The 22000-nt window shown below is 64.8% G+C and carries 17 protein-coding genes and 1 pseudogene; 12 read left to right on the top strand and 6 right to left on the bottom strand.

The genetic code is table 11. The features are described from left to right. Positions 1-28: 28 nt before the first annotated feature. The 3 genes from kdpC (at position 29) to FHS49_RS03015 (ending at position 4182) form a co-directional block, all read left to right on the top strand. Positions 29-607: a potassium-transporting ATPase subunit KdpC gene (gene kdpC / locus FHS49_RS03025; RefSeq protein ID WP_184015070.1), complete on the top strand. Its 579-nt coding sequence runs from the start codon at positions 29-31 to the stop codon at positions 605-607. Between the two features lie 234 nt (positions 608-841). Further along, positions 842-3502 carry a DUF4118 domain-containing protein gene (locus FHS49_RS03020; RefSeq protein ID WP_343052881.1) on the top strand — a complete coding sequence of 887 codons (2661 nt, stop codon included), beginning with the start codon at positions 842-844 and terminating at the stop codon, positions 3500-3502. After that, positions 3499-4182 carry a response regulator gene (locus tag FHS49_RS03015; protein WP_184015068.1) on the top strand — a complete coding sequence of 228 codons (684 nt, stop codon included), beginning with the start codon at positions 3499-3501 and terminating at the stop codon, positions 4180-4182. Before FHS49_RS03020 ends, FHS49_RS03015 begins: the two co-directional genes overlap by 4 nt. Positions 4183-4189: 7 nt before the next feature. Here the strand turns inward: FHS49_RS03015 and FHS49_RS03010 are convergent, their stop codons facing one another. Genes FHS49_RS03010 through FHS49_RS03000 form a run of 3 tightly spaced genes read right to left on the bottom strand, consistent with a single transcriptional unit; the run spans position 4190 to position 8376 of the window. Continuing rightward, positions 4190-4420: a hypothetical protein gene (locus FHS49_RS03010; RefSeq protein ID WP_184015066.1), complete on the bottom strand. Its 231-nt coding sequence runs from the start codon at positions 4418-4420 to the stop codon at positions 4190-4192. Between the two features lie 25 nt (positions 4421-4445). After that, entirely contained in the window at positions 4446-7391 is a 2946-nt protein-coding gene (locus FHS49_RS19530; protein WP_246350233.1) for a PAS domain-containing protein, read from the bottom strand. Between the two features lie 43 nt (positions 7392-7434). Further along, positions 7435-8376: a LysR substrate-binding domain-containing protein gene (locus FHS49_RS03000; RefSeq protein WP_184015064.1), complete on the bottom strand. Its 942-nt coding sequence runs from the start codon at positions 8374-8376 to the stop codon at positions 7435-7437. Positions 8377-8460: 84 nt separating this feature from the next. Between FHS49_RS03000 and FHS49_RS02995 the strand changes: the two genes are divergently transcribed. The 4 genes and pseudogenes from FHS49_RS02995 to astD all read left to right on the top strand — a co-directional run. Then, positions 8461-9477, top strand: coding sequence for a 2-oxoadipate dioxygenase/decarboxylase family protein (locus FHS49_RS02995; protein ID WP_184015062.1), 1017 nt, complete (start codon positions 8461-8463; stop codon positions 9475-9477). Continuing rightward, a complete protein-coding gene (locus FHS49_RS02990) occupies positions 9474-10889 on the top strand; it encodes an FAD-binding oxidoreductase (RefSeq protein ID WP_184015060.1) in 1416 nt (471 codons plus the stop codon). The genes FHS49_RS02995 and FHS49_RS02990 overlap by 4 nt, the downstream gene beginning before the upstream one ends. Before the next feature lie 3 nt (positions 10890-10892). Continuing rightward, positions 10893-12116 carry an aspartate aminotransferase family protein gene (locus FHS49_RS02985; RefSeq protein ID WP_221240345.1) on the top strand — a complete coding sequence of 408 codons (1224 nt, stop codon included), beginning with the start codon at positions 10893-10895 and terminating at the stop codon, positions 12114-12116. A gap of 21 nt (positions 12117-12137) precedes the next feature. After that, positions 12138-13559, top strand: a pseudogene (gene astD, locus FHS49_RS02980) (succinylglutamate-semialdehyde dehydrogenase); the annotation flags it as partial. Between the two features lie 36 nt (positions 13560-13595). Here astD and FHS49_RS19800 read toward each other — a convergent pair. Then, positions 13596-13724: a hypothetical protein gene (locus FHS49_RS19800; RefSeq protein ID WP_281397020.1), complete on the bottom strand. Its 129-nt coding sequence runs from the start codon at positions 13722-13724 to the stop codon at positions 13596-13598. A gap of 71 nt (positions 13725-13795) precedes the next feature. Continuing rightward, positions 13796-13966, bottom strand: coding sequence for a DUF1674 domain-containing protein (locus FHS49_RS02975; protein WP_184015056.1), 171 nt, complete (start codon positions 13964-13966; stop codon positions 13796-13798). Between the two features lie 65 nt (positions 13967-14031). Here FHS49_RS02975 and htpX point away from each other — a divergent pair, with 65 nt between their 5' ends. The 5 genes from htpX (at position 14032) to purH (ending at position 20428) form a co-directional block, all read left to right on the top strand. Beyond that, positions 14032-14970 (top strand): zinc metalloprotease HtpX, encoded by a 939-nt coding sequence (gene htpX / locus FHS49_RS02970; RefSeq protein ID WP_184015054.1) that lies wholly within the window; start codon positions 14032-14034, stop codon positions 14968-14970. An 11-nt stretch (positions 14971-14981) separates the two neighbouring features. Continuing rightward, positions 14982-16265, top strand: coding sequence for an RsmB/NOP family class I SAM-dependent RNA methyltransferase (locus FHS49_RS02965; RefSeq protein ID WP_184015052.1), 1284 nt, complete (start codon positions 14982-14984; stop codon positions 16263-16265). A 56-nt stretch (positions 16266-16321) separates the two neighbouring features. Then, on the top strand, positions 16322-16981 hold the full coding sequence (gene rpe / locus FHS49_RS02960; RefSeq protein WP_184015050.1) for a ribulose-phosphate 3-epimerase: 660 nt from the start codon (positions 16322-16324) through the stop codon (positions 16979-16981). Beyond that, complete coding sequence (locus FHS49_RS02955; RefSeq protein ID WP_184015048.1) at positions 16981-18714, top strand: heparinase II/III family protein; 1734 nt, start codon at positions 16981-16983, stop codon at positions 18712-18714. Before rpe ends, FHS49_RS02955 begins: the two co-directional genes overlap by 1 nt. Before the next feature lie 124 nt (positions 18715-18838). Then, a complete protein-coding gene (gene purH, locus FHS49_RS02950; RefSeq protein ID WP_184015046.1) occupies positions 18839-20428 on the top strand; it encodes a bifunctional phosphoribosylaminoimidazolecarboxamide formyltransferase/IMP cyclohydrolase in 1590 nt (529 codons plus the stop codon). Between the two features lie 30 nt (positions 20429-20458). Here the strand turns inward: purH and FHS49_RS02945 are convergent, their stop codons facing one another. After that, complete coding sequence (locus FHS49_RS02945) at positions 20459-21961, bottom strand: lipopolysaccharide biosynthesis protein (RefSeq protein ID WP_184015044.1); 1503 nt, start codon at positions 21959-21961, stop codon at positions 20459-20461. Between the last annotated feature and the right edge of the window lie 39 nt (positions 21962-22000).

The following is a 22000-nucleotide window of genomic DNA, read 5'->3' as shown; positions in this document are numbered from 1 at the left end:
CGCACCCTCTATAAAGGAAATATGGATCATGACCGAAGACCTGAAAACCGCGCTGCGCCCGGCCCTGATGTTGCTGATCGCTTTCGCCCTCTTGCTTGGCCTGGCCTATCCGCTGGCGATGACCGGGATCGGAAAGGTGCTCTTTCCGACTCGGGCCAATGGCAGCCTTATTCTGGAGCGGGGAAAAGTGGTGGGGTCCGCCCTGATCGGACAGAGTTTCACGAGCACCCGCTATTTTCACGGCCGCCCCTCGGCCACAGGTGACGGCTATGATGCCGCGGCGTCCTCGGGCTCGAACCTCGCGCCCAATGCCAAAGCGCTGATCGAGCGCACCCAGGCCGACATCGCTCGGATCCGCGAAAGCGGTGTGACCGGGGATCTTCCCGCCGACCTCGTCACGACTTCCGCCTCGGGGCTTGACCCCCATATCAGCCCCGAGGCGACCTTTCTTCAGGTACCCCGCATCGCTGAGGCCCGCGAACTGCCTGCGGACCGGGTGATGGCGCTGGCCAAGGCTTCAGTGGAACAGCCGCTGCTCGGCCTGATCGGCGAACCCCGCGTCAATGTGCTGATGCTCAATCGGGCGCTGGACCGTATGCGACCATGATTTCACCCTACCCGTTGGTGTCGAGTAGGGATCGAGCGAAGCCGAGAGACCGTGTCGAGACAGAGCCAATGCTGATCCCTCGACACGCCCCTTCGGCGATGCTCGACGGCTGCTTGGGACAAACGGAATTGGTTGCAGCTCCAATTGCCGCTGCATCATCCCCGCACAGGCGGGGATGATGACGGAGGAACAGCGTGTATTCCTCACCCTCTCAATTCCCGCTACGCCAGCACGGTGAAGAGTCGCGAACCCCATCGCCCGTCCCCTGAAGCGCTCCTGCGCCACGCCGCGCGTGAGGCGCGGGGGACGCTCAAGATCTTTCTCGGTGCTTCGCCGGGCGTCGGCAAGACCTATGAGATGCTCGAGGATGGTGCCCAGAGGCTGCGCGCGGGCGTGGATGTCGTGATCGGCGTGGTCGAGACGCATGGCCGCGCTGAGACCGAGGCGCTCGTCTCGCCGCTGGAAATCGTGCCGCGCCGCGAAGTCGCTTATCATGGGCGCACGCTGACTGAGATGGACCTGGACGCCATTCTGGCGCGGAAGCCGCAGCTCGTGCTGGTGGATGAACTCGCTCATACCAATGCGCCCGAGAGTCGCCATCCCAAGCGCTGGCAGGATATTGAGGAATTGCTGGACGCCGGGATTGACGTCTATTCCACCGTCAATATCCAGCATCTCGAAAGCCTGAACGATGTGGTGGCCAGCTTCACCCATGTCCGCGTGCGCGAGACCGTGCCTGATGCGCTGATCGACGAGGCGGAGATAGAGATCGTCGATCTGCCCCCCGACGAGCTGATCGAGCGGCTGAAGGACGGCAAAGTCTATGTGCCCGAAGAAGCCAGCCGCGCGCTGCATCATTTCTTTTCCAAATCCAATCTCTCCGCCTTGCGCGAACTGGCGCTGCGCCGCGCGGCGCAGGCTGTGGACACCCAGATGCTCGAACATCTGCGGGCGCACGCACTGGCGGGCACCTTCGCTGCCGGAGAGCGCATCTTGGTCGCGGTGAGCGAGCTTGCCGGATCGGACAATCTGGTGCGCGCCGCCAAGCGCCTGGCCGATGCGCTGAAGGCACCCTGGACAGCGCTGCATGTGGAAACCCCGCGTGAGGCGCGGTTTACCGATCCCGAGCGTGAACGCCTCGCCGCCTCGCTCGGCCTCGCCGCCAGCCTGGGGGCCACGATCGTGACCATTCCCGCACGATCGGTGATGGAAGGGCTGCTCGATCAGGTGCACGACATGCGCGCGACCCAGCTCGTCATCGGCAAATCGCAGCGAAGCTGGTGGTTCGAGCTGCGCCATGGATCGGTGGTGGACCGGATCGTGCGCGGCAGCGAAGGACTGGCCGTGCATGTGCTCCCCGATATGGGGCAGGGCGGCAGGGCTGAGAAGCGCGGACCGAATCTCGCTTCGGGCTGGGGCCGGTGGCAGGATTATCTCTATACGATCGGCGTGGTCGCCGCCGTCACCCTGCTCGGCCGGGCGCTGGAGCCGTGGATCGGCTTTCAGGCGATCGATCTGCTCTATCTGCTGCCAGTCATCGCGGCGGGCACCATCTATGGCCTGCGTCAGGGTCTGGTGGCGGGATTGGCCTCGGGCCTGGCGTATAATTTCTTCTTCCTGCCGCCGATCCACACTTTCACGATCACCGATCCGCGCAATATCCTGACAATGCTGATCCTGATCGGCGTCGCGATCGTCACCAGTCAGCTTGCGGGGCGCGTTCGCGCACAGGCGCTGCTCGGTGCCCGCAGCGCACGCGAGAATGCCGCCATCGCCGGCTTTGCCAGCACGCTGGGTCAGCTTTCGGACGAGGCCGAGACCGCGCACGCGGTATGCGCGGAAATCGGCCGCCTGCTCGATGTGGATACCGTGCTGCTCACGCGCGTTGACGGCCTCGTCCAGCTTGCAGGGGCGTTCCCGCCTGAAAATCGACTAGGCACGATCGACAATGCCGCGATCGACTGGGTGTTTGAGCGCGGGGAGGCCGCAGGGCGCGGCACGGATACGCTCACTGCCTCTGAGTGGCAGTTCCAGCCGCTGCGCACCTCGCTTGGCACGCTCGCGGTCCTCGGCGTGGCGCGGGGCGATGCGCGTGATCCCATGCCCGCCGATCGCGCAGTGCTGTTCATGAGCCTGGTAGACCAAGCCGCGCTCGCGCATGAAAGGCTGCGGCTGGAGGGGGAGATGCGGCAGGTGTCCGCCCTGCGCGAACGCGATCAGCTCCGCTCCACCCTGCTGTCCTCCATCGGCCATGATCTGCGCACGCCGCTCACCGCGGTCACCGCCGCCGCAGAGGCGCTGAAGCCTGATGACGACAATTACGAACTCGTCACCACGATCCGCGCCGAAGCCCGCCGCCTCTCCCGCTTTTTCGATGATCTGGTGGATATGACGCGGATCGAGGCCGGCGCGCTCGCGCCTAAAGTGGAGCCGGTGGATCTGACAGATGCGGTCGCGTCTGCGGTCCATGATGTGAAGCTCGCGCTGGCCGGTCGCCCGATCCATCTGGGCGTGCCGCCCAATCTGCCGTTGGTGCGCACCGATCCTAATCTGCTCCATCACATATTGATCAACCTGCTGGACAATGCCGCGAAATTCGGCACGCCGGGTTCGGTCGTGCGGCTGGAGGCGAAACGGACGACCGATGGCATCGCGCTTTCGGTGATCGACGAGGGACCCGGCCTGCCGCCGGGCCGCGAACGCCAGGTGTTCGAGACGTTCGCGCGGCTGGAGGGTTCGGACCGCACCGGCGGTACCGGGCTTGGGCTTGCCATCGTCAAGGGCTTTTCGCAGGCGCTGGGTCTGAGCGTCGAGGCCGCCAACCGCGAGGACAAGCCGGGTGCGCGCTTCACGATCACCTTCCCCGAAGCCGCGCTGGTGATCTTAGACGCATGAGCGCACCGCGCATCCTTGTGGTGGACGACGAACCCGCCATCCGTCGCCTGGTCTGCCGCGCGCTTGAACGCGGGGGTTATGTGGTGATCGAGACGGGGGATGCCAAAGCCGCGATGATCGAGGCGCAGCGCCTTCCCGATCTCGTCCTGCTCGATCTGGGCCTGCCCGATCGCGACGGGCTTGAGTTGATCCCGCTGATCAAGCCACTGGGGCTCGCCGTCATCGTGCTGACGGCGCGCGATGATAGCGGAGAAAAGGTGGCGGCGCTTGATCTGGGCGCGGACGATTACATCACAAAGCCGTTCGACACCGAGGAATTGCTCGCCCGCGTCCGCACGAGCCTGCGTCATCAGAGCGCCGCCATCGGCCAGCGCAGTCGCCTCGTGATCGGCGAGATCGAGATCGATGTGGATGCACACCTCGTCCGACGCGCCGGTGCCGAGCTGCACTTTACGCCCAAGGAGTTCGATCTTCTGGCGGAATTGGCGCGTCACGCGGGGCGGGTGCTCACCCACAGCCATCTGCTCGGCACGGTGTGGGGCAAGGCCCATCTCGAAGACGTGGAATATCTCCGCGTCGCCATCCGCGCGCTCCGGCTCAAACTCGAAGCCGATCCCGCGAGACCATCACTTATCCGCAATGAACCCGGTGTGGGCTATCGGATGCTCGCGGAACATTGAGGGCCAGTCAGCCGCGCTCCACGATCGGATGGCGGCCGCGCAGATCGTCGGCAAGACGCTCCACCGCGGCCATTTCCGCGATGGAGCCGGATGGCGTGACGGACCAGTTGCAATGCGGATGGGTTGCCATGCTGTAGATGCGCACGTCGCCCACGGCGGCACGCCAGCGCCGTCGATCTCCGCCGACATTGCGCGCGAGCGTGGTGATGAAAAGATCGAGAAGGTTGCTGGCTGTCATGGCCGCCCCGTTTAAGCATCCCTGCCTATCTGTCGATCATATCCCTGATCTTGTTGCTCAGCGTTTCGATCGCAAAGGGTTTGGTCACGACCTCCATGCCATGCCCCAGATGGCCATTGCGCAAGGCAGCATTCTCGGCATAGCCGGTGATGAACAGGATCTTGAGATCGGGGCGGAACTGCCGCCCCGCATCCGCTACTTGACGACCGTTCATCCCACCCGGCAAACCGACGTCGGTGATCAAAAGATCGATGCGCATGTTCGATTGGAGCAATTTAAGCCCGGAAGGCCCGTCATCGGCCTCAAGCACATGATAGCCGGCGTCCTTCAATATTTCCGTCACGAGGCCGCGCACTGAGGCTTCATCGTCCACCACCAGCACTGTCTCTCCGTGCGCCATGGCCGGAAGGGACGCACTGGAAGCACCGGGTTCGACCTCCGGCATCTCCCCCATGTGGCGGGGCAGATAGAGGCACATGGTGGTACCCTCTCCCACCTCGGAATAGATGCGGACCTGCCCGCCGGACTGGCGAGCAAAGCCGTAGATCATCGACAGCCCAAGCCCCGTCCCCTCGCCCAGCGGCTTGGTCGTGAAGAAAGGATCGAACGCCCGCTCGATCACGTCGCGGCTCATGCCCGTGCCGGTGTCCGTCACGCAGAGCGACAGATATTGGCCCGGCGGCAGATCGCGCTCCTGCGCCGAGCGGTCATCCAGCCATTTGTTCGCGGTTTCGATCGTCAGCCGCCCGCCATCCGGCATTGCGTCGCGCGCATTGATACACAGGTTCAGCAGCGCATTTTCAAGCTGATAGGCATCCACCAGCGTCGGCCATATGCCGCCCGCGCCGACCACTTCGATCTCGATGGCCGGCCCCACGGTGCGCCGAATCAGATCTTCCATCCCACCTACCAGACGGTTGACGTTGACCGGGCGCGGATCGAGCGTCTGGCGGCGGGAGAAGGCCAGCAGGCGCTGCGTCAGCGCCGCCGCGCGCTTTGCCGCCTCCTGCGCATTATCCACATGACGCGGGATCGCATCCAGCCGCCCTTGCGAGATGCGCAGGCTGAGCAATTCCAGATTGCCCATGATCCCTGCCAGCAGATTATTGAAATCATGTGCGATGCCGCCGGTAAGCTGGCCGACGGCTTCCATCTTCTGGCTTTGCCGCAGCGCCTCTTCGGCCTGCATCAAACGGTCCGTGCGCTCGACCACCTGTTGCTCAAGCGTCGCGTTCAGTTCGGACAGCGCCTGCGCCGACGATTTCTGATCATCGATATCGGTATTGGTGCCGATCCAGTGGCTGATCGCCCCTTCGTCCCGCTTCAGCGCGACCGCGCGCGCAATATGCCAGCGATAGACGCCTTCGGCATTCCTGATCCGGAATTCGGCTTCATAATCCTGCCCAGTCTGGATCGAGTCGGTCCATTTTTCCTGCGCGATATCCCGATCATCGGGATGGACGATCCTCATCCAGCCCGGGCCGCTCAGCGCATTCATATCGAGGCCGCTATAACGAAGCGTGCGCCCGTTGAACCAGTCCAACTGGCCATCCGGCCGCGCGGTCCAGACGTGATTGGCCATCGCCTCGGCCAGCGTCCTGAATTGCGCCTCGCTTTCGCGCAGCGCCGCCACCGCATCATGCGCCGAAGTGACGTCTATCCCTTCGACAAGCATCCCGATGACATTGCCATCGCCGTCGCGCATGGGCTGATAGACGAAATCCAGCAACCGCAGCGCTGGTTCATCGTCCGGGGTACGCTGAATGGTGATCGGCATGGACTGGCCGACGAAAGACTCGCCCGTTTCATAGGCCGAATCGAGCAGCTCGTAAAAACCCTGCCCCTCAAGCTCGGGCAATCCTTCCCTTACATTCAGCCCGATCACATCGCGATGCGCGATCAACTGGAGATAGCTGGGATTGACGAACTCAAACCGATGGTCCGGCCCCTTCAAAACGGCGATGAACGAGGGGGATTGCGCGAAAAGATCGCGCAGTCTTTCCATCTCCGCGGCTTCGCTGCGCAGCGCGTCCGCCGTGGCCAGCGCGCCCGCGACCTGCCCGGCGATAAGCTGGGCGAAATCCAATGTGGCCTGGTCCATGCGGCGATAGGGATTGATGCCCAGCACAAGCGCACCGGCCGGCATATCCTGCCCGGTCTTGATGATCGGGACGACCAGCGCTTCGCGCGGCGCAACATCCCACGCGCCTTTGGGCAGCGGCTCGGCAGAAAGGCCTTCCAGTGCAATGACGAACCCCGCCTTTTCGGCACGCGCCCGATCAAGTGGCCAGGCGTAACCCGTGACATCCTGGCCATCCCCGATCGGCGGCGACGCCTGGAAATCAGCATCGTCGAACAGCCGCACCATGCCGAAAGGAAAATCCCGGTCATTATGCCGCAAAGCGGTGCCGAGGGCGGTCATCACGGCTTCGCGTGTGCGCGCCGGCAACAGGGCGGTCGACAATTCACTCAACAGCTTCAGCCGTCTTTCGCTGATGACACGTTCGGTTTCCTCGCTGACGACACAGATCAGCCCTGCATTCTCACCGGCAGCACCCTTTAGCGGACTGTAGGAGAATGTGTGGTAGGTCTCCTCCACATAGCCGTTGCGCTCCAGAAACAGCAGCAGCGCCTCATCCCATGTCGATACGCCTTCGTGCATCACCGCGTCGAACCGGCCTTTGACGTCCGCGTAGATTTCTTTCCAGACGTCGGCGACCGGCCGGCCCAGCGCATCGGGATGTTTGCCACCCAGCGTGGGCGCGTAGGCATCATTGTAGAAGAAGGCGAGATCCGCTCCCCAACCCAGCCACATCTCAAAACGCGAGGTGAGCATCATCCGCAGCGGGATTTTGAGGGTATCCGGCCAATGTTCGGGGGCGCCCAAGGGCGTTGCCGCCCAATCCTTCTCCCGCATCGCCGCGCTCATCGCGCTTGTCCCCGGAAATGCCTCGCCCAAAATATCGCTCATGCCATCTCAACACTTCAACCGCGAATTCGTGCCGTGCGGATTATCACCGGTTCACGGCATTGCCAGCGTTACCCGATCCGTCCGCCATCCCGTCATGTGCTTCCTCAAGGATGCGATCGCGCAGATAGCGAAAGTGCGGATTGCCCAGCCGATCATGGGGATAGACCAGATAATAGGCCTCCTCGCCCGATAGCGCGCGGTCGATCGGGCAGACCAGGCTCCCCGCCGCCAGCTCGGGGCCGATCAGAAAACTGGGAATCAGCGCGGCCCCCGCCCCCGCTGCAGCAGCCTGGGCCAGCATCAGGAAATGTTCGAAATGACCGGCCGGCGCGCGCCGCGGCGCGGCGAGGCCGGCATTGGCAAACCATTTCGCCCAGGCATCCGTGCGCGAGCTTTGCGCCAGCAGCGGCCAATCGAGCAGATCGCGGGGCGCATTCACGGGATGCGCGGCCAGCATCGATGGCGCGCAAACCGGGATCGCCTGTTCGCGGAACAGCAGATCATGCGCCACATCGGGCCAATCCGGCTGACCGAAATGGATCGCCGCGTCGAACCCCTCAGCGGCCAGCGGAAACGGGATCGAGCGCGCGACGAAATTTACGGTGAGATCGGGATAACGCTCGGTCAGTCGCGGCAGGCGGGGCGCGAGCCAGCGCATCCCGAAGCTGGGCAGCGTCGCGATCGTGAACTCCCGCCCGGTGCGGTGCGCGATGGCCTGTGCGGTGGCGCGACGGATCACCTCGAGCGCGGGCATGATCGCGGCGGCATAAGCGCGGCCCTCCGCGGTCGGCTCGACGCGCCGTCCGGTCCGCTCGAATAGCGGACGCTGCAGCCAATCCTCAAGCAAGGCGATCTGGCGACTGACCGCGCTTTGCGTCAGCCCCACCTCAGCGCCGGCCGCAGAGAAGCTGCCGAGGCGGATCGCCGCCGCCAGGCTTTGCAGCGCCATGGGCGGCGGCAGCAATTTGCGGGCCGCATCATTCATTCTCATTCCTCATGAATCGATGAAGGCTTGTCGTTTGTCATATACATTAATTCGACGCAAATGCAGCGCCGAAGGGAATTACATATGACGGTTCCTCATTCCTGCGACGCGGCGTCACTGGTTGCTGGCGTTCTGGGCCAGAAGCGCGCGGATTGGCTGATCGCGCGCATCGCGACGCCGATCGAGCGCAGCGCGCTCGCCGCTAACGCGCCATCACGCGCAGAGATTGCAATCGCGCTCAATCTGCTGCTGGTGGATGATCTGCTGCGTCGCGTTCCCACCGGCGCATCCTATGTGGAAGATCGGCACGCGGCCGGATCGCGCATCCTGTTCGATCACGGCGCACTGCGCACAATCGCGTTCGGCAATGGCCAGGCGCAGGATGGCCATGGCCGTTTTGACCGGCTGCTCGCCCCGCTCGGCTATGCCGTGAACGGGGTCTATCCCTTGCCGGCGCTGAAGATGACGGGTTATGCCTATGCGCATCGCGATCTGCCCGAGGCGATCCCGCAGTTCTTCGTGAGCGAGCTTCATGTGGATCGCTTCTCCCCGGCCTTCCAGCAAGCGGCGACGCGGGTGTTCGGCACTGCGGCGGATCCGATCAACGGGCAGGCAAAGGTCGCGCTGGCGGCGCTGATGGATGATCGCCGTATCGCGCGCGATCGGGCGTGCTCCCTGTTGCCCGTGCTCGCCGGCGCATTCGCCCGTCACCACGAACGGCCGATGCTGACCGATTATGATCTGCTGCTCGCCGAATCCCCCGAAGCCGCCTGGATCGCCACCGAAGGCAATGCGTTCAACCACGCCACCGACCGCGTGGCCAATGTGGATGCCGTCGCCGAGGCGCAGCGCCGGATCGGTCGCCCGATCAAGGACAAGATTGAGGTCTCCGCCAATGGCGGCGTGCGCCAAACCGCGTTCCGCGCCGATCCGGTCGAACGTGCCTTTGGGGTGCCGGGCGGACCGGACATCACCAGGAGGGTGCCCGGCTCTTTCTATGAATTCATTACCCGCGCGCGTGACCCCGCCACGGGCAAGCTCGATCTGACGTTCGACAGCGGCAATGCGCAGGGCATCTTCGCGATGACCGAGGCGGCATGATCGCCACGCTGGATGCCGTGGCGGCGCTGGTCGGCGCGGCAAACCTGCTGACCGATGCCCCTGATATGGTGCCCTATCAGAGCGACGGACGTCAGGCCGACGGAGCAGCCCGCGCGGTGGCGCGTCCCGGATCGACGGCGGAGGTCTCAGCGCTGATGCGGCTGGCCGCGGAGCGGGGTTTATGCCTGGTGCCGCAGGGCGCGCGCACAGGGCTGACCGGTGGCGGGCTGGCGGACAATGGTGCCACGCAGATCATTCTCAGCCTCGACCGGCTGAACCGCCCCCCGCGGATCGACGCGGCGAACCGCAGCGCCGATTGCGATGCAGGCGTGCGTCTCTCCACGCTAAACGCCGCCGCCGCGGACGACGGCCTCACCTTTCCGATCGATCTGGGCGCGGATCCGTCGATCGGCGGCATGGTGGCGACCAACACCGGCGGTGCGCGCTTCCTGCGTTATGGCGATGTGCGCCGCAATTTGCTGGGGCTGGAAGTGGTGCTGGCCGATGGCAAGGGCACCGTGGCGCAATTCGGCCATGGCTTGTGGAAAGACAATGCCGGGATCGATCTGAAGCAGATTTTCGCGGGATCGGCCGGCGCGCTGGGCGTCGTCACCCGCGCCACAGTTGCGCTCCAGCCGTTGCCCGCATCGCGCGTCACCGCGCTGGTCGGCCTGCCCGATGACCCCGCGCTGGCGCTCGATCTGCTGCTGCAGATGGAGCAATGCTGCGGCCCCTTGCTGGCAGCATTCGAGGGCATTTCAGGCACCGCGATGCGGCTGGCGCTGGATCATGTGCCGCGCGTGACGATGCCCTTTGCCACACTGCCGCCCTTTGCCGCGCTGATCGAATTGGCCGGCATGGCGAGCCTCGACGACAGCGCGCTTGAAGACATGATGGCGCACGCGATCGCGCCCTTTGCGGATCGCGTGGGGGAAATCGCCATGGACCGCCGCAATGGCCTGTGGGCGTTGCGCCACGCCGTCCCCGAAGGCCTGCGGGCAGCGGGCAGCGTGATCGCCTGCGATATTTCCGTGCGCCGCGGTGACCTGTTCCCCCTGCGCGCGGCACTCACCCAACTGGTCGCTTCGCGCTGGCCGGCGCTGATGATCTGCGATTTCGGTCATATCGGCGACGGCGGGCTGCACTTCAATATGGTCTGGCCCGACGCGCGCGGCCCCATCCCGCTCGGCTTGGCGGGTGCCGTGCGCACCGCGATCTTCGAAACGGTCGTGTCGCAATTCGGCGGCAGCTTCAGCGCCGAACATGGCATCGGGCCGCGCAATGCCGCGCATTATGATGCGCTCGTGCCCCCGGCGCTCCGCAGCCTTGCCGGCGATGTGCAGGCGCTGATCGCCCCTTACCCCCTTGGCCGCATATCCTTCGGCGGCACCCACCACCCTGCTGGAGCCTGAACCATGACCAGTCCCTTGATGTCCGTTTACAACCGCGCACCTTTGGCCTTCACGCATGGCGAGGGGGTGTGGCTTCATGGCGATGATGGCGAAGCCTATCTCGATTGCGTGGGCGGGATCGCCACCGATGCGCTCGGCCATGCCCATCCCACGCTGGTCGCCGCACTGACCGCGCAGGCGGGCAAGCTCTGGCATGTGTCCAATATCTTCCGGATTCCGGAGCAGGAGGCCTTGGCGGAAAGGCTGACCGCATCCTGCTTCGCCGATGTCGCCTTCTTCGCCAATTCGGGTTCCGAGGCGGTGGAATGCGCGCTGAAGACCGCGCGAAAATATCATGCCGCCAATGGCGCGCCGGAGCGGATCGACATCATCGGTTTCGACGGATCCTTCCACGGCCGCACCTATGCCGCGATCAACGCGGCGGGCAATCCGTCCTATGTGGAAGGCTTCGGCCCGCGCCTGCCCGGCTATATCCAGGTGCGCTTCGGCGACATGGAGACGCTCGCCAAGCATATCGCATCGCCCACCACCGCCGCTGTCATCCTGGAGCCGGTTCAGGGCGAAGGCGGCGCGCGCGCCTTTTCCGGCGAACAGCTTCGCGCGATCCGCGCTACATGTACCGCGCATGGCGTGCTGCTGATCCATGACGAAGTGCAGAGCGGCATGGGGCGCACGGGCAGGCTTTTCGCGCATCAGTGGTTCGAAGAGGCCGCACCCGATATCATGGCGATCGCCAAGGCACTGGGCGGCGGATTCCCGGTGGGCGCCTGTCTGGCCACCGCACACGCGGCCAGCGGCATGGTGGTCGGCGTGCATGGATCCACCTTCGGCGGCAATCCGCTGGCGATGGCGGTGGCCATTGCGGCATTCGACGAGATTGCGACAGCGCCCATGATGGCGCACGTCCGCGTCATCGCGGATATCCTCTCCACCGGTCTGAACGCCATCGCTGCACGCTATCCCGATCTGGTGGTGGACGTGCGTGGCAAGGGGCTGTTGGTCGGCGTGAAGCTGGTCAGCAACAATCGCGCATTCATGGCGTTGGCACGCGCGCATCGCCTGCTGGTGGCGGGCGGCGGGGACAATTGCGTGCGCCTGTTGCCCGCACTGATCATGTCGGAGGATGAAGCCCGTGAGGCGCTGGTGCGGTTCGAGGCGACCCTTGCGACCGCGCGCGCAGAGGCCCAATTGACACAAACCTCAGTCTTGGCCGATGCCGTTCAATAACCGCCTCGGGGCCGATATCATGCAGGGAAAACCATGACCCAATTCCAGTCGATCGATCCCGCCACCGGCGAAGCCATCTGGGAAGGCGCGGAAGCCAGCCCGCGCGAATGCGCCGCCGCGATCGCGGGTGCGCGCGCGGCTTTTCCAGGCTGGGCGGATACGCCGTTGGACGAGCGCATCGCGATCGCGCGCCGCTTCGCCGCGGTGCTGAAGGAAGAGACCGAGGCGTTCGCAGAGGCGATTGCGCGCGAAACGGGAAAGCCCCTGTGGGAAACCCGCACCGAGATTGCGGCAATGATCGGCAAGGTGGAGATTTCCATCCAGGCGCAAGCCGAACGTGCGGGCGCGCGTGACGCAGCAATGCCCTTCGGCCAGGCGACTTTGCGTCACCGCCCCCATGGCGTGATGGCCGTGCTGGGGCCGTATAATTTTCCGGGGCATCTGCCCAATGGCCATATCGTGCCCGCCTTGCTGGCGGGCAATTGCGTGGTGTTCAAACCCTCCGAACTGACGCCGCTTACGGGCGAGCGGATGGCCGCCGCATGGTCGAAGGCCGGGCTGCCCGATGATGTGCTCACGCTGGTTCAGGGCGGGCGGGCCACCGGCGCGGCGCTGGTGGAAGGCGAGATCGACGGACTGCTCTTCACCGGATCGGCCGCCGCGGGCGCGTATTTCCGCCGCGCCTTCGCCGAGCGGCCCGATGTGATCCTGGCGCTGGAGCTGGGCGGCAATAATCCGCTGATCGCGTGGGACAGCCCCGCCCAGGCGGCCTCTGTCGCGATCCTTTCCGCCTTCATCACCACCGGGCAGCGCTGTTCCTGCGCGCGTCGCATGATCGTGCCGACTGGTCGGATAGGCGATCAGATCGTGGAGGCAATCGCAGCGACCGCGACGAAGCTGCGCATCGGGGCGTGGGATGACGAAGCTGAGCCCTTTATGGGGCCGCTGATCGGCTCTGCCGCCGCTGACAGCGCGGAGCGCAGCGTTCGGGCGCTGGAGGCGATGGGCGCGCGGACGATCTTGCCGTTCACGCGGCTGGAACGGGGGCCGGCCTTCGTTTCTCCCGCCATGCTGGACGTGACGGGGATCGCAGCGCCCGATGAGGAGATCTTCGCGCCTGTGATCCAGATCAACCGGGTGGAGCGTTTCGATCAGGCGATTGCTGCGGCCAATGCGACGCGGTTCGGCCTGTCTGCCGGATTGGTGAGCGGGGACTCGGATCTTTGGGATCTATTTTCGCGCCGGATCCGCGCGGGGGTGGTCAATTGGAACCGTCCGACCACGGGAGCTGCTTCGAACATGCCCTTTGGCGGCACCGGTGATTCGGGCAATCATCGCCCGAGCGCCTATTATGCGGCGGATTATTGCGCGTATCCGATGGCGAGTTTTGAGGCGGCGCAATTGGCCGATCTGTCATCGGATTATGAGAAGAGACTGATCTGACCGCGGCTTAAACCACGCGGGCAAGCCAAAAAATCGTCAGAGCTTGCCCATCAGGGACCAGAGCAGGGTTGCCCAGCAAATGGTGGCGAACGACAGCATCAAAATACAATCAGATTTGCTCTTGAGAAATTTTATTGCGCGCATCGTGACCTGACCTTCCTTCATATTTTTTATATTTCAGAAGGATGACGTCAAAAGACCGAAAAGCAACCCGGATTCGTTGCTGCAGCGCATCATCAGAAATCGACGGCGATCCCCTTTAATTCCCAATCTCCGTAGCGAACGGGATTGCGCCCCAGCGGATCTTCGCTCGCGTCCCGGTCTGCCACGGGCGCGGGTTCGGGAACCGGCGGGTTCTTTGAAAGATAGGCTGGCGGCTTCACATGCGCTGGACGGCGGCCATTCATCTGCATTTCCTATATTGAAGCGGGCACAAGCTATCCCACATCGGGGATTGAAGGAGCAAGCGGAAGTGAACGGACTGAAGACGACCATGCTGCTGGCGGCGTTGACCGCGCTGTTCATGGCGCTGGGCTATACGCTGGGCGGCGGTGGCGGCGCCGTGATCGCCCTGGCGATGGCCGCGGGCATGAACCTGTTCACCTATTGGAATGCGGACAAGATCGTTTTGCGGATGCACCGCGCGCGCGAAGTGGATGCGCGCACCGAACCGGCGTTCGTGGGCCTGGTGCAGGAACTGGCTACACGCGCAGACCTGCCGATGCCGCGCGTCTATATCGTCGAAGATCCGCATCCCAACGCCTTTGCTACCGGACGCAATCCCGAAAACGCCGCCGTCGCCGCCACCACCGGCTTGCTCGGCCTCCTGACCCGCGACGAGATTGCCGCGGTGATGGCGCATGAGCTGGCGCATGTGAAACACCGCGATACGCTGGTGATGACAATGGTGGCGACGATCGCCGGTGCCATCTCCATGCTCGCCAATTTCGGGATGTTCTTCCGATCGAACGACAATCGCGGCAACATGATCGCCACCATCCTGGCGGTGATCGTGGCCCCCTTCGCTGCGATGATCGTGCAGATGGCGATCAGCCGCACGCGCGAATATGGGGCGGATCGCGGCGGCGCGGAGATTTCGGGCAACCCGCGAGCGCTGGCCTCGGCGCTCGCCAAGCTGGCCCATGGCGCGGCACGCATTCCCAATCATGTGGTAGCGCGCAATCCCGCGGCCGCTCAGCTTTACATCGTGCCCGTTCATATCAGCGAGATGTTTTCCACCCACCCCGCCACAGAGAAGCGCATCGACGCGCTGGAGGCGATGGCGCTGAAGATGGGCGCACCGTCGATGCGCGCGCCAGCCCGCCCTTCGGCGCTTTCGGCGGGGAGGCCCGTCACACCAGCGCCCCGCAAACGCGGGAGCGCACTGGACCCGCACGGCCGGAGAGACTAGCAGCGGCGGCCATGGCCGACCAAAACACCGCCCCCACCCCCGGCCTGCCCGCGCGCAAGGCCGCCCTCAAGCTCCTCGATGCCGTGCTCCGCCGCGGCCAGCCGCTGGAAACCGCGCTGCATGGCGCGACGCAGGGGATCGCGCGCGGCGATGATCGCGCATTGGTTCACGCGATAGCCGCGGAGACGCTGCGCCATCTGCCCGATCTGGATGCGCTGATCGACAGCGCCACGGCCAAGCCACTGCCGGATGATGCCAAGGCGCGCGCCGCGCTGCGCATCGCGCTGGTGCAGGCGCTTGCGCTGGGCACGCCGCCTCACGCCGCCATCGCGACGACATTGCCGCTGGTGGATGGCGGGCCGCGCAAGCTGGTTCACGGCGTTTATGGCACGCTGATGCGCAAGGGCGTCAGCCTGCCTGATCCGCCCACCCTGCCCGCTTATGCCGATTCGCGGTTTCGGGCGCATTGGGGCGATGTGGTGGCTGAATCCGCGCGACGTGCGATCGCCGCACCACCGCCCCTGGATCTCACGCTTGCCGATCCGGCCGAGACCGATGGCTGGGTGGAGGAACTGGGCGGCGTCAGCCTGATGCCCGGCCATGTCCGCCTGATCGATCCAGCGCCTGTCGCCAGCCTGCCTGGCTTCGCCGAAGGCCGCTGGTGGGTGCAGGATCTGGCCGCATCGCTCCCCGCGCGTCTGCTTGGTGCCGGCAATGGCCGCCGCGTGCTGGATCTGTGCGCTGCGCCGGGCGGCAAATCGCTCCAGCTCGCAGCCGCTGGCTGGGCGGTCACCGCACTCGATCGCAGCGCATCGCGGCTTGAGCGCGTGGCCGAAAATGCCGAACGCACAGGTCTTTTGCTCGATATTCTCCAGGGCGATGCGCTGGAATGGCAACCGGATGGTCCGGTGGAAGCGATCCTGCTCGATGCGCCGTGCAGTGCCACTGGCATTTTCCGCCGCCATCCCGATGTGCTGCATCGGATCGGTGCGCGTGACATTAACGAGATGGCGGCGTTGCAGACCGCGCTTCTCACCCGTGCGGTCGATTGGCTCACGCCCGGCGGCACGCTAATTTACGCCACCTGCTCGCTGGAGCCGGAAGAGGGCGAAAAGCAGATCGAATCGCTGCTGGAGGGCCGAACCGATCTCGATATCCTGCCGCCCCGCCCCGACGAGATTAGCGAGCGTCTGATCACGCCCGGTGCCCGCTTCCTGCGCACGCTGCCCGGCATGTTGATGGATGAAGGCGGGCTGGACGGCTTCTTTATTGCCCGGATCGTCAGAAAGCATTGAAATCGGCCTCGCATCGCCTTGCCCGCATCCCGGCGCATGGTTAAGGCCCATTGCCTATGACTCACGCCATTCGCATTGCGCCATCGATCCTTTCGGCGGATTTCGCCAAGCTCGGTGAAGAGGTGCGCGCCATCGACGCGGCAGGCTGCGACTGGATCCATGTCGATGTGATGGACGGGCATTTCGTGCCCAATATCACGATCGGCCCCGCCGTGGTGAAGGCGCTCCGCCCGCACACGACCAAGGTTTTCGACGTGCATCTGATGATCTCGCCGGTCGATCTTTATCTGGAGGCCTTTGCCGAGGCGGGGGCGGATATCATTACCGTGCACCCCGAGGCTGGCCCGCACACACACCGCACGATCCAGAATATAAAGGCGCTGGGCAAGATGGCGGGCGTCTCACTCAATCCTGCCACCCCGGCCAAGATGCTCGATTATCTGATCGAGGATATCGATCTGGTGCTGGTGATGAGCGTGAACCCCGGTTTCGGCGGCCAGAGCTTCATCGAAAGCCAGCTCCGCAAGATCGAGGCGATCCGCAAGATGATCGACAAGACGGGCAAGGATATCCGGCTCGAAGTGGATGGCGGGATCGACGTGAACACCGCGCCGCGCGCCATCGCCGCGGGGGCGGACGTGCTGGTCGCGGGCAGCGCCACCTTCAAGGGCGGCCCCGATCATTACGCCAGCAATATCGCCGCGCTCCGAGGCTGATGAGCATCAAATCGCCTCTGGATGCAGCCGCCGACGGCATCGAGCAAGGCAAGCGACTGGTGCGCCACGGGGGCGACAAGGGACTCTCGCTCGCCGAGCGGCTGACCGCCTCATTTCACAGATTGAGCTGGCGCTCGCCGCTCCATGCCTTCCGCCTGAAGGGGCGTTACCCGCTGAAATTGCTCGCGGTGCCCGATGATCCCATTCCGGGTGACATGCGCGCCGGCCAGGCGCTGCTCGATGGGCATTTTCTGTATCGCGGCGAGACGCTGGCGCTCGATACGCTCGATTTCAGAGCCTTTGCGCCCTCGCCCGGCATGGCGGATTATATCCACAGTTTCGCCTGGCTGCGCGATCTTTCCACCGTCGCCACGCGGCAGCAGGGCGCGCCAATCGCCGAAGCGGTGATGCGCAAATGGATTGCTGCCCATGCGCAGCAGGTGAGCGATCTGGCGTGGCGGCCCTCGCTCTGGGGCAAGCGGATCCTGTTCTGGACCGCCCATGCGCCGCTGATCCTCTCAAACGCCGATCTGGTCTATCGCTCTTCCGTGCTCAATGCGCTGGCCCGTGGCGCACGCCACCTGGATCGCGGGGCGGATAAGGCCGAACAGGGCGTGCCGCGGATCGCCGCCTGGGCCGGGCTGACCGCGGCGGGGCTGCTGATCCCGTCCGACACCCGCCAGGGCGAAGCCGAAAGCGGATTGAAGCGTGCGCTGCAAACCGGAATGAGCAGCGATGGCGGCGTGATCTGCCGGTCTCCCTCCGGCCAATATGAAGCGGTGATGCTGCTGGCGATGCTCCGCAACGTCTATGCGGCGCGGCGGCAGGACATGCCGGATCCTGTCGCCGCCGGGATCGCGATGGCCGTGCCCGCGTTGCTCGCGGTAACCCATGGCGATGGCGGTCTGGCGAGCTGGCAGGGCAGCGCGCCGATCCCGCCGGACCGGATCGAGGCGCTGGTGGAAGCCACCGGCATCCGCACCCGCCCGCTGCGCCAGGCGCGTGATTGGGGTTATCAGCGGATGGTCGCGGGGCAGAGCGTCGTCATTCTCGATGCCGCACCGCCGCCGGTGAGCCGCCTCAATGTGGGCGGATGTGCTTCCACGCTGGCGTTCGAAATGTCGGACGGACCGCATCGGCTGGTGGTGAGCTGCGGCGGATCGCGTGAGACCAGCGCGCTGGTGCCGCCGGCGCTGGCGCAAGGGCTGCGCTCCACCGCCGCGCATTCGACGCTGATCATTGCCGACAGCAACAGCACCGCGCTGCATCCCGATGGCACGCTGGGCAAGGGCGTGTCCGAGATCGAACTGCACCGGCAGGAGCTGGAAACCGGCAGCCGGATCGAGGCGAGCCATGATGGCTATGTTCGCCGTTTCGGCTTCACGCACCGTCGCACGCTTGCTCTGGCATCCTCGGGCCGCGAAATCCGCGGTGAGGATATGCTGTTGCCGGCAATCGGGCGGCGCAAGGCGCAGGATGCCGCGCTCGCGGTGCGCTTCCATCTCGCGCCGGGTGTGGAGGCTTCGCCCACCGCAGACGGCATGGGCGCGCTGCTGCGGATCGCGCAGGGGCCGCTCTGGCAATTCCGCTGCCGCGGCGGCACTTTGAGCATCGAGGAAAGCCTGTGGGTGGATGCCGAAGGCCGGCCCCGCCCGACGCTTCAATTGGCCGTGAAAGGCGAATGCGCGGCCGGCGGCACGACCATAGGCTGGGTGCTGAAGCGCGCGAGTTAGAGTTTCAAGTTCAACATCCGTTCGGGCTGAGCCTGTCGAAGCCATTCACTTCCTTGTATCTGCAAGAAGGAAAAGGCTTCGACAGGCTCAGCCCGAACGGTTCTTGTAAGTCAGAAGGAATGACATGACCGAAGTGAAGATCACCCGCGCCCTCCTGTCCGTATCGGACAAGACCGGCCTGACCGCCTTGGGCCAGGCGCTGGCGAAGCACGGCGTGGAACTGGTATCGACCGGCGGCACTGCCAAGGCACTGCGCGACGCGGGCCTCACCGTATCGGATATCTCCGATCTCACCGGCTTTCCCGAGATGATGGACGGCCGCGTCAAGACGCTGCACCCCAAGGTGCATGGCGGCCTACTCGCGGTGCGCGACAATGCAGAGCATCTGGCGTCGATGGAAGACCATGCGATCCTTCCGATCGATCTGGTGGTCGTCAATCTCTATCCCTTCGCCCAGACCGTGGCCAAAGGCGCGGAACGCGACGAGATCATCGAGAATATCGATATCGGCGGCCCCTCCATGGTGCGCTCGGCCGCCAAGAACCACGCGCATGTCGCGATCGTCACCGATCCATCGGATTATACCGAACTGATCGCCGCGCTCGACTCGAACAATGGCGCGACCGATTACCCCTTCCGCAAGCGCCTCGCCGCCAAGGCCTATTCAGCCACTGCCGCTTATGATGCGATGATCAGCCAGTGGTTCCAGCTTTCCGACCAGCAGCAGGCTTTCCCCGATCTGCTCGCGCTGACCGCCGTGAAGGGCGACGAATTGCGCTATGGCGAGAATCCGCATCAACAGGCTGCGCTTTATATCCCGTCCGGGCCGCACACACGCGGCATCGCACAGGCCGAGCAGCTTCAGGGCAAGGCGCTGAGCTATAACAATTATAACGATGCCGATGCCGCGCTCGAGCTGGTGAGCGAATTTCGCGACGGTCCGCCCACCGTGGTGATCGTGAAACACGCCAACCCTTGTGGCGTGGCGACGGGCGAAACCTTGCTCGAGGCGTATCAGGCGGCGCTGGCCTGCGATTCGGTTTCCGCGTTCGGCGGGATCATCGCAGTGAACCGCCCGCTGGACGCCGCAACGGCAGAGGCGATGAGCGGCATTTTCACCGAAGTGGTCGCCGCGCCGGGCGCCAGCGACGAAGCCAAGGCGATCTTCGCCAAGAAGAAGAATCTGCGGCTGCTGCTGACGGGCGAATTGCCCGATGCCACGCGACCGGGCCTGAATGTGAAGAGCATCGCTGGCGGCTATCTCGTCCAATCCCGCGACAATGGCCGCATCACGCGCGCCGATCTGAAGCAGGTGACCAAGCGTGCCCCGACCGAACAGGAATTGGACGATTGCCTGTTCGCCTGGACCGTGGCCAAGCATGTGAAATCCAACGCGATCGTCTATGCCAAGGGCGGCGCGACCGCGGGCGTGGGCGCGGGCCAGATGAACCGTCTGGAATCCGCGCGCATCGCTGCATGGAAGGCCAAGGATGCCGCCGAAAAAGCGGGGTGGAGCGAAGCGCGCACGATCGGTTCGGCGGTCGCCTCCGATGCGTTCTTCCCCTTTGCCGACGGTCTTCTGGCCGCAGTCGAGGCCGGTGCCACGGCGGTGATCCAGCCCGGCGGCTCCATCCGCGATGATGAGGTGATCGCCGCAGCCGATGAAGCCGGCCTTGCGATGGTGTTCACCGGAATGCGCCACTTCCGGCATTGATTGGCGCGTGGAGAGAGAAAGAGAGGCGGATCAATCGTCCGCCTCAACCTCTTGGCTCTTCTTGCGAAACAGCACCCGATCGTCCTTGGTAAAGCCCTTGAGCCAGATCACGGTGCCATAGCTCAGCAGGATCACGGGCAGGCCCAACCCCAGTTCCAGCCATTCGAACGAGCGCGGGAGCAGGGTGAAGAGATAGCCGACCGCGCCGCCCACCGCGACCGCCCAGACCAGCGCCCAGCGCAAGGGTGACACCGGCGCGCCGAGCAATCGGGAGAGCAGCCGCGCCTTCACGATCGAGGCGAAACCGAGCGCGATGGGCAAAGCAAGCGCGGGGCCGATCGCCTGCAGGGCGACGGGCAGTTTCAGTTCCTGCATCCCCAGGATAAACGCAAAGCTCAACAGGATCTGGACCGCGATCGTGGCGAGCGAGATCATCAGATTGCGATGCCGCGCGATATAGATGAGTGCGGATTCGGAAACGACCGCGGTGGCCGCGACCACTTCGGCCGCGAGCAGAAATGCGAGCGCGCCCGTGCCGGCCACGAATTCCTTGCCCGCCAGCCCCATTACCGCCTCGCCGGGGATCGCAAGCGCCAGCGCGATCCCCGCCTGCGCCGCGATGATCCAGAACCCCACCTGACGGACCTGCGCCGCCACTGCCGCCGTGTTGCCGGCTTCCAGATTCTGCGTGATGACCGGACCGAGAATGGGATCGAAACTCGTCTTCAATTTTTGCGGCAGCGTCACGATCTGCTGCGCGACCCAATAGATGCCGACGATCGAGGGCGCGAAAAACAGACCGAGGATGAAGCGATCCACATTGCGCGTGCCCCATTCGATCGCATCGGCGGCAGCGAGTGGGACATTGCGGCGGGTGAGCGCGAACAGGGCGGCGGGGGCCGGATGCCAATCCCTGGGCCATCCATATTCCCGGATGAAGGGGATGATCGAGGCCAGGAAGGCGGCGAGCATCGAGAGCGCATAGGCGAGGATCAGCCCATCCCGTTCCGAATAGAAATAGAGCAGACCCGCCGCGATGCTGATCGTCCAGGGCTCGATCACCGCGCGCGCGCGCACCGTGGCAGCGACATTGTGGCGATAGGCGAGCGCGGCCAGCGACACATCGGACCAGGCGATGCCGACGATGGACAGCGGCAAAAGCTGCTCAAGCCCGTTGATCCCGCTATTGGGAAACATGATTTCCGGCAGCGCGGCGAGGATGGCCGCCGCGATGGCCGAAGCAATGCCGGCGATCAGCAGCCCATCCCACACGATATGCACATGCGGCCGCTCATTCTTCGAAAGTTGCTGGGCAAGCCCGCGCTTCAGCCCGAGCGTCGCCAATTGCGCGGCAAATTCGATGACGAGGATGGCGAGCGCAAACCGCCCCAGCTCATCGGCACCGTAGAGCCGCCCGGCAATGAACAGGAACGGGATACGCGCCAGCAGGCGCAGCAGGAAGCCGAAGAAGTTCGTGCGTCCGCCTTTGGCGAGCGCCGCGATATCGTCTTCTCCTGCGGCCGCTGTGGCCATTGTTCCCCCCCGCTTTTGGCTGGTGGTCAAATCCCGGCC

The sequence above is a fragment of the Sphingobium boeckii genome (genome assembly GCF_014199215.1).
GTDB classification, from domain to species: domain Bacteria; phylum Pseudomonadota; class Alphaproteobacteria; order Sphingomonadales; family Sphingomonadaceae; genus Sphingobium_A; species Sphingobium_A boeckii.
This window is presented reverse-complemented; position numbering and strand designations above follow the sequence as displayed.